The organism is Sphingobacterium shayense (assembly GCF_013179575.1).
In the GTDB taxonomy this organism is placed as follows: domain Bacteria; phylum Bacteroidota; class Bacteroidia; order Sphingobacteriales; family Sphingobacteriaceae; genus Sphingobacterium; species Sphingobacterium shayense.
Map to the genome: position 1 here is coordinate 1 of NZ_JABMCQ010000178.1, position 8,003 is coordinate 8,003.

The following is an 8,003-nucleotide window of genomic DNA, read 5'->3' on the forward strand; positions in this document are numbered from 1 at the left end:
ATAAACTTATCGATCTAAATTGCATGGTTAAATTTTAGTTTGCCAAAACTAGAAATTTCAGATGAATTACCGAGAGATGACGCGCAACCTTTTAAGTTTTTTTTTATGTTAGTCTACAGAAAGTGCGCTTTTCGCTTCAAGAGAATTGTAACGGACGCAAGAAGTGCCAGATGTTTTCCATCTATTCGCAGGAAAATTAGTATTTTGGCCGGATAATTTTTGTTGAACCATGAAGATATTGTATGCCGTACAAGGAACTGGCAATGGGCATTTGTGCCGGGCGCTAGATATCATACCCATTTTACAGCAGATGGCTGAAGTCGACGTACTCGTCAGTGGAATACAAGCAGATATTGAGCTCCCTTTTCCGGTGAAATACAGACTACATGGACTGAGTTTTATTTTTGGAAAATCGGGGGGAGTGGATTTATGGCGAACTTTTATGAGCTCGACCGTGCGCAAATTTGTTCAGGAGATCAACTCTTTACCGGTTGAGCGCTACGATCTAATTATAAATGATTTTGAACCGATCTCTGCCTGGGCTTGTCAGACACGGGACGTTCCATGTATCGGTCTTAGTCACCAAATTGGAGCCCTTGATCCTGCGAGTCCTAAGCCGGAAGAAAGCGAGATGCTCGGACGGTTTATTATGAAGAATTATGCACCCTCAAGTATCTCTTATGGTTTCCATTTTAAGGCGTTCAATAGTAATATTTTTACTCCGGTTATCAGAAAGTCTATTCGTGAACTTGATCCTACAGACAATGGGCATTACACCGTTTACCTACCGTCGTATGACGATGCTCACCTGTTGAAAAATTTAGCTAAATTCCCGGATGTGCAATGGGATGTTTATTCTAAACATAATAAACAAAAGTTCGTGGTAAAAAACGTGACCATTAACCCGATAGAGAGTGAGACTTTTGTAAGAAGCATGGCAAGTGCCTCAGGCGTCCTTTGCGGTGCAGGTTTCGAAACTCCTGCGGAAGCGTTGTACCTTCAGAAGAAACTTCTTGTGATTCCAATGAAAAACCAATACGAGCAGCACTTAAATGCTGCAACGTTAGAACAGATGGGTGTGCCTGTCATTAATAGTTTAAAAAAGAAATTTGATTACGATATTGAATCTTGGCTAAACAGTAAGAATAGAGTTCTTGTTGATTACCCCGATATAACGAAAGAAATAATAACAAGTATAGTTGAAAAACATAGATGATAAAAAGTAAAATTATAGGACACATAGGCGTAACGTTACTGCTTGCGCAGACTATTGATGTTGGTGCGCAGGAACTAAAAACCAATCTTGATTCAGTTTCTTACGCTTTAGGCGTAGATGTCGGAGCATCTCTTTTAAAAGGAGGAATGAAGATCGACGACAAGAATTTTCAACGCGGTGTAAACGATGCGTTAGCAGGGAATAGCGAGTTGTTTAACCAAGAAGAGCGTATACAAATTATAAAACAAGCCTTTAATAAAGCAGCTGAGGAAAAAGCGGCAAAGCTCAAACAAGTGGAGTCAGACTTCTTTGCAAGTCTGCAAGGTAAACCAAATATTAAACAGGATACCGACGGATTATATTATGAAGTACTTCAGGAGGGAACCGGCGCAAAACCATTAGCAACGGATGAGGTTACTGTGCATTATAAAGGATCGCTTGTAGATGGTAAAGTTTTTGATAGTTCTTATGACAGAGGCGAACCTATGGAACTTGGGTTGGATCGGGTGATCCGCGGTTGGCAAGTAGGAATACCACTTATGTCTGTAGGATCTAAGTATAAATTTTACATCCCTTCATCGTTAGGATATGGCGAGAGGGGGGCCGGAGGAGATATCCCACCATATAGCCCATTGGTGTTTGAAATAGAGTTAATAGGGATTAAAGAGAATGCAGTTAACTAATTTAGGAAAATCAGAATTACGTATTTCACCTATCGGTATCGGAGGGATGTCGCTTAGGGGAGGTGCGATAAAAAATAATATTGAGATTCTGCAACAGGCAGTAGAAACAGGTATAAATTTTTTTGATACGGCGGATCTTTATGAACGTGGTATGAATGAAGATCTTTTAGGTCAGGCCTTAGCACCGTATCGCGATAGGGTTGTGCTGGCAACAAAGGTTGGTAACCAATGGCGTTCAGATGGTAGCACATGGGATTGGAAAGCGTCCAAACCGTATATCATAAAAAATGTCGAGAGTTCTCTTTCGCGACTGAAGACGGATCGGATTGACCTGTATCAGCTTCATGGTGGCACGATCGACGACCCAACCGACGAGATAATAGAGGCGTTTGAACATCTTGTTAAGGCCGGGCATATTCGCTACTATGGAATATCCTCAATACGCCCGAACGTTATCGAGCAGTACGTTCGTAAATCGAATATCGTTAGTGTAATGATGCAATATAATCTATTAGATCGACGACCAGAATCGGTCTTTCCTCTACTCCAAAAACATAATATTTCCGTCATCAGCCGAGGAGGATTGACACAGGGTCTACTTGTGGATAAACCAATCGATCGATATCTACAACTTACCTCTGGGGAGGTTGGTCATGCAAATAGAAATGTTGAAAAATTGGCGACTCAGTTAAATGTCTCCAAAACGCAAGTATTATTGGGTTACGCGCTAAGTGGAGGTGTGGTTGATACGATTGCTCTAGGTATACGTACACTCGCGCAGCTCAAGGAACTGAAAGAAATCCTGTACACGCTGCGTCCGTTGACTGAAGAGGAACGTGGTGAACTCGAGCGAGGAGTGCGTATGCTTCATTATAATGAACATTTGGTATAAGCCGTTCTTGACCTATGTTAACGTTTTGTTTGAATGTAAAGACGATCTTTGATATATAAAAAAGAAAGGAATACGAAATGGCAAATTACATTTTTCATCAGGCGGAAACTAGGGGTGATGCAAATCATGGATGGTTACATTCAAGACATACCTTCAGTTTTGCGGAGTATATGGATCCTGAACGGATGAGTTTCGGTGCGCTTCGCGTGCTGAACGACGACCGAGTCGCCGCTGGAAGGGGCTTTGGTGCCCACCCTCATAACAACATGGAAATAATCAGTATTCCTCTTGAAGGGGATCTAGAACACCAAGATAGCATGGGAAATAAGGGTGTGATTCGTCAAGGGGATATACAGATTATGAGTGCAGGAACTGGCGTTACCCATAGTGAATATAATGCGAATAAGGATAAAGAAGTTAAGTTCCTGCAAATTTGGGTGATTCCTGCAAGTCGAAATGTAGACCCTCGATACGATCAGATAACGTTGGATCAAAAAGACCGTATAAATACATTTCAGCAGATTATTTCTCCGGGGCCAAAAGAGGATGGATTGTGGATTCATCAAAACGCTTGGTTTAGCTTGGCTAAATTCGACGCTGGCTTTGCAAAGGATTATCATTTTAAAGGGGAAGGTACAGGGTTGTACATTTTTAATCTTAGTGGAGAAATTACAGTTGACGGGCATACATTGCACACTCGAGATGCCATTGGTGTGGAAGATGCCTCATCGGTAGAGGTGAGAGCAAATAGCCTATCGGAATTTTTAATGATAGAGGTTGCAATGGCTTAACTTATTTTTTGCGGTAAAAGTTAATCGAGCGGTGGTTGAATATTCTATTCAGCCACCGCTTCGTTTTTGCAATGTATGCGGTGAACCTTATTTTATTGGTTCTCATGTCGATTGGATATCATCACAGAAAGCTGAAAATTAACTAAGTGAAATGATTAGTAGATTCTTATTTAATTACGCGCACTCAAGAAAACTGCGAAACATATCAATAGGAAAATTGTATTTTTGAACTATATCTTACACAAGATGGTACAAACTGAATTTGCATTTAGAGCGAAGAAAATTTTAGAAGCAAGTACTGAAATTATTGGTCTGGCTGTTGGAGGGTCATGGCTGTCAAACGAAATTGATGAATTTTCCGATTTAGATTTAATTGTCATAACAGAAGAAAAAATCACGGAAAACAAAGATCTAATGTTTTCATATGCAAAGCGGTTGGGTGATTTTCTTTCGGGATTTACTGGGGAACACGTGGGAGAACCGCGACTGATTATATGCCTATATGACAATCCTCTTTTACACGTTGATATAAAATTTTTGACCCTTCAAGAATTCAATCATAGAGTTGAAAATCCGACTGTTCTTTTTGACAGAGGGGGGCAGCTACAGCGGGTTATCGATCAGTCAACCTCGGTCTTTCCGTATCCTGATTATCAGTGGATAGAAGACCGTTTTTGGATATGGATACATTACAGCCTTTTAAAAATAGGGCGAGGGGAATATTTTGAAGCTTTCGATTTTTTTGGCTTTTTAAGAATGACAGTGTTTGGTCCGCTGCTGCAAATAAAAAATGGCAATTTGCCCAGAAGTGTTCGGAGAGTGGAAACAGATCTGGAAAGAAAGGATCTGGAAAGTCTAAAAACAACTGTTCCAATTTATGACAGACAGTCACTCCTAAATAGCTTACACAATTCCGTAACGCTATATAGGAAATTAAGAGAGGATCTCTTTGACGATACGATTATCTTTCAAAATGAAACCGAGAAACGTGTTATGCTCTATTTTACAGAGATTGAAAGTCGATATATTTAGGACCATTACGATTGATCAAAAGGGAAACGGTTTGCGACGCTAAGGGAGCGCATGTAGAAAACATCTTTATTTCGAGGTTTGTTATTCTTTCGCTGGTTGTAGCAGAAAGCAATTAGTGATCGTTTTCTTAGAAAGACTAACTTAAGATAACCAAAATAAAATTATGAAAAAGATGCTGCCTTTGTTATTATCCATGACGTTCCTATGTTTGATCGCATGTGAAAAAAATACTTTAGAGTATGAATCGACGTTTGATCAAAGTTATAAGGAGTGGCAAAAATTCAAAATAGCTAGCGCTGACTCCTATAGTTATCAAGTAACCAATTCAACATGGACAGGCTCCAGTTGGGTCACTAGAATCACCGTTGTTGGTGGGAAAATTGAAGAGCGGAAGTTTTATTATTCTGTATGGAATGGTATACAAAGGCCTGTAGAAGGATGGGATAGTGTGCCAATTGAAGAATTGATCAAAATTTTGGGTATGACGTTACAGGAGTTTAATGGTCAGGGAGGACTTACTTTTCGCGATAAACTAGAATGGACTGAAGGGAGAGAAGATATTGGACACTCGGTGGACTCGCCTGCCAGTGACTTGTACACCCTTGATGATGTGTATGCGATGGTGCGATCAAACTGGTTAAAAAAACGTGCCGGCGTCAAAATATATTTTGAAACTGAAAACAACGGATTGATTTCCACCGCTGGGTTTGTCAGCGATGACTGCATGGATGATTGTTTCGTCGGAATACACATTAATTCGATACAGTCATTATGATGAGTTGTACAGGTATTCAACAATGTTATTAGGTTGTTAAATACCTGTAGAGAGTGTGATTGTGATGCGCGACTATTTAAGGATGAATTGAATGTCCGCGTGAAATTTAACATCTTCGCTTACCATGACACCGCCTGTCTCTAGTGCCGCATTCCACGTAAGACCAAAGTCTTGACGGTTTATTTTTCCAGTAACTGTATATCCTGCCTTTTGATTGCCCCAAGGATCTTTCGCAATTCCTCCGAACTCAGCGGAAAGGATCGCCGGTTTGGTCACGTCTTTAATAGTAAGGTCGCCTACTAAATTATAATCTTTGTTGTTTAGCTTTTCAATATGTGTCGTCTTGAACTTGACCAAAGGGTAGGTCGCACTATTGAAAAACTCATTGCTCTTTAAATGCTCATCGCGAGGCTCATTTTTGGTGGTAATAGAACTCGTTAGGATTTCTACATCAATCTGAGCCTGTGAAAGGTCTTCAGCTCCATTATTTATTTTGACATCGAATTCTTGAAATTGACCCTTCACATTTGAAATCATCAAATGCTTCACTTTAAATTCTATCTCACTATGTGCTTTGTCTAAATTCCATGTTGCCATAATTCTTTTTATTCTTTTATTTTTAATAATCTAATTTACGGTGATTTTTTCTAATGTACATTGATTTACGGTAAGAAATGACATTAACAAACTTAAATTTTGTTAAAATTAGGGGGATGTAAATTTCAAGCGATAGGAATGTCTTATAATTGTTTATTTCCAAGAGTCATTAGCGGAGATGTGCTGAAAAGGGGAGCATTTCCGTGCTCCCCTATAAATTAAAATTAATTCCTTAAAAGTCGTAAGCCGTTCACTTATTTTTAACCCTGCGACATAAGACATTGGCACAAGAAGATGTTAAATCAGTGTTATCCGGATATCGTCACAATCTGATTCATCTGGTCAGCTATTTTTTTAAGATAGGTGCGGTCGCCACCACCGAGCTCGACGGTAAGCCACTCTCCAGTATAATTATTTTTATAGAGAGTTTTGATTACTTTTGGCCAGTCAATATCGCCTTCAAGTAGATCAACCTGAAAGCCCTTCCATAACCCCTGATCATTCATCTTTTCTCTACTGAATTCTTTGGCGTGCAGTTTGACGATATGCTCTCCTAACACTTCGATCCAGTGTTCAGGCCATCCATACCGTAAAATATTACCGATATCAAAGTACCAGCCGATTGACGGATGATCAATTTTCTCTAGAAAGTTTTTGGCTTCAATTGGGCTGAGAATAAAATTGTTCCATACGTTTTCTAAGCCGATTTTCATCCCGGTTTTTTCTACATATGGAATTAATTTTCTGATTGAATCTAAGGCGTTTTTATAGGCTGTTCCATAAGAAACCTTGTCGCTGACAACTCCCGGTACAACAAGGACCGTATCTCCCCCCAGCTCTTTAACCTCCTGAAGTGATTTTCCCACGGAGGCAATCGTATAATTCCTGACCGACGCGTCCGGGTCGGAAAGTGGTTTTGTCCAATGATCCTTATTTACAAGGCTTGGGATTTCAACACCGCTACCCTGACTTGCTTTTATTAACTCTTTAATATCCAGGTCGATGGGGCTGTTAAATTCGATGCCGTCAAAACCTAAATCTTTAGCCAGCTTAAATTTATCGCCTAAACTGATCTCTTCTTTGATCATGTCAAAGCCAACGCCTTTTTTTAATCGTTTTCCCTGCTGGGTCAATTGCGACAAAGGGTTGGAAAGGGACGTATGAGGTAAAGAAATGGTTGAACCTGCTAGCAGAGCAGCCGATTTTATGAATTTTTTTCTATCCATGTTGTTATATTTTTGTGGTTATACCCGGTATAGCAACAGGAATTTCATACTTTGTATTCCAGTCGACAGTCTGCGGGAAATAAATTTCGTTGGATGCTAAGGCTTGTTCTAGCGTTACAGTTTGGCCCGAATATGCTGCCATACGTCCGGCTAAAGCTACCAAATTTGATTTAACCATCCAATCTCCATCGTTTTTAGGTTTGTTGTTACGTATGGACGCAAAGAGCTCGTCGTGTTCTTGTTGATACATACTGCGGGAATTCGATTTTTTATAAGCATTTTCATCGGTGAATTTTGTCTCATCCTCATGTTCCCACGGATTTTTACCGGTTATGGCATGTTTTCCCGTACGACAGTCAACAATACATTTACCTTGATCGCCCACGAGTTCCACCGCATAGGAAGGAGCGGTATCATTTTGCTGCCTAGATGAAAAATAACCTTTCGCACCGTTTTCGTATTCGTATACTAGTGCGAAATGGTCATACACGTTACCAAACTTAGGATCGGTACGTTTTTGCCGACCACCGCTGCCTGTGACCTGAATGGGCAATGCATCGCCCATCGCCCATTGTAACATGTCTATACTGTGTATTGCTTGTTCAATGATGTGATCACCCGAAAGCCAGTTGTAATATAGCCAATTCCTCAGTTGGTATTCAAGATCCGACCATCCTGTTTGTCGCTCTTTATACCATAATTCTCCGGTATTATAACTACATTCGGCGGCTAAAACTTGTCCGATGTTTCCATTTAATACCCTACCGAGGGCCTCTCTCTTCGGCAGATGA

9 protein-coding genes are annotated in these 8,003 nt (G+C 40.2%); 6 read left to right on the forward strand and 3 right to left on the reverse strand.

What is annotated here, in order from left to right:
- Window positions 1-229 precede the first annotated feature (229 nt).
- The 6 genes from HP439_RS16200 to HP439_RS16225 all read left to right on the forward strand — a co-directional run bounded on the left by HP439_RS16200 (window position 230) and on the right by HP439_RS16225 (window position 5,389).
- Window positions 230-1,216 carry a glycosyltransferase family protein gene (locus HP439_RS16200; RefSeq protein ID WP_172391379.1) on the forward strand — a complete coding sequence of 329 codons (987 nt, stop codon included), beginning with the start codon at window positions 230-232 and terminating at the stop codon, window positions 1,214-1,216.
- Window positions 1,213-1,899, forward strand: coding sequence for a BamJ family beta-barrel-assembly machinery protein (bamJ, locus tag HP439_RS16205; protein WP_172391381.1), 687 nt, complete (start codon window positions 1,213-1,215; stop codon window positions 1,897-1,899). The genes HP439_RS16200 and bamJ overlap by 4 nt, the downstream gene beginning before the upstream one ends.
- Complete coding sequence (locus HP439_RS16210) at window positions 1,886-2,791, forward strand: aldo/keto reductase (RefSeq protein WP_172391382.1); 906 nt, start codon at window positions 1,886-1,888, stop codon at window positions 2,789-2,791. Before bamJ ends, HP439_RS16210 begins: the two co-directional genes overlap by 14 nt.
- A 77-nt stretch (window positions 2,792-2,868) precedes the next feature.
- Complete coding sequence (locus tag HP439_RS16215; RefSeq protein WP_172391383.1) at window positions 2,869-3,582, forward strand: pirin family protein; 714 nt, start codon at window positions 2,869-2,871, stop codon at window positions 3,580-3,582.
- Window positions 3,583-3,828: 246 nt separating this feature from the next.
- Entirely contained in the window at window positions 3,829-4,614 is a 786-nt protein-coding gene (locus tag HP439_RS16220) for a nucleotidyltransferase domain-containing protein (RefSeq protein WP_172391385.1), read from the forward strand.
- A gap of 163 nt (window positions 4,615-4,777) precedes the next feature.
- Window positions 4,778-5,389, forward strand: a complete 612-nt coding sequence (locus HP439_RS16225) for a hypothetical protein (protein WP_172391386.1) — start codon at window positions 4,778-4,780, stop codon at window positions 5,387-5,389.
- 72 nt (window positions 5,390-5,461) lie between these two features.
- On the opposite strand, the gene HP439_RS16230 is transcribed toward HP439_RS16225, so the two are convergent.
- The 3 genes from HP439_RS16230 to HP439_RS16240 form a co-directional block, all read right to left on the reverse strand.
- On the reverse strand, window positions 5,462-5,986 hold the full coding sequence (locus HP439_RS16230; protein WP_172391388.1) for a YceI family protein: 525 nt from the start codon (window positions 5,984-5,986) through the stop codon (window positions 5,462-5,464).
- 308 nt (window positions 5,987-6,294) lie between these two features.
- On the reverse strand, window positions 6,295-7,212 hold the full coding sequence (locus HP439_RS16235; RefSeq protein ID WP_172391389.1) for a sugar phosphate isomerase/epimerase family protein: 918 nt from the start codon (window positions 7,210-7,212) through the stop codon (window positions 6,295-6,297).
- Window positions 7,213-7,216: 4 nt separating this feature from the next.
- A partial coding sequence (locus tag HP439_RS16240; RefSeq protein WP_246229394.1) for a Gfo/Idh/MocA family protein occupies window positions 7,217-8,003 on the reverse strand: 787 nt, incomplete at its 5' end.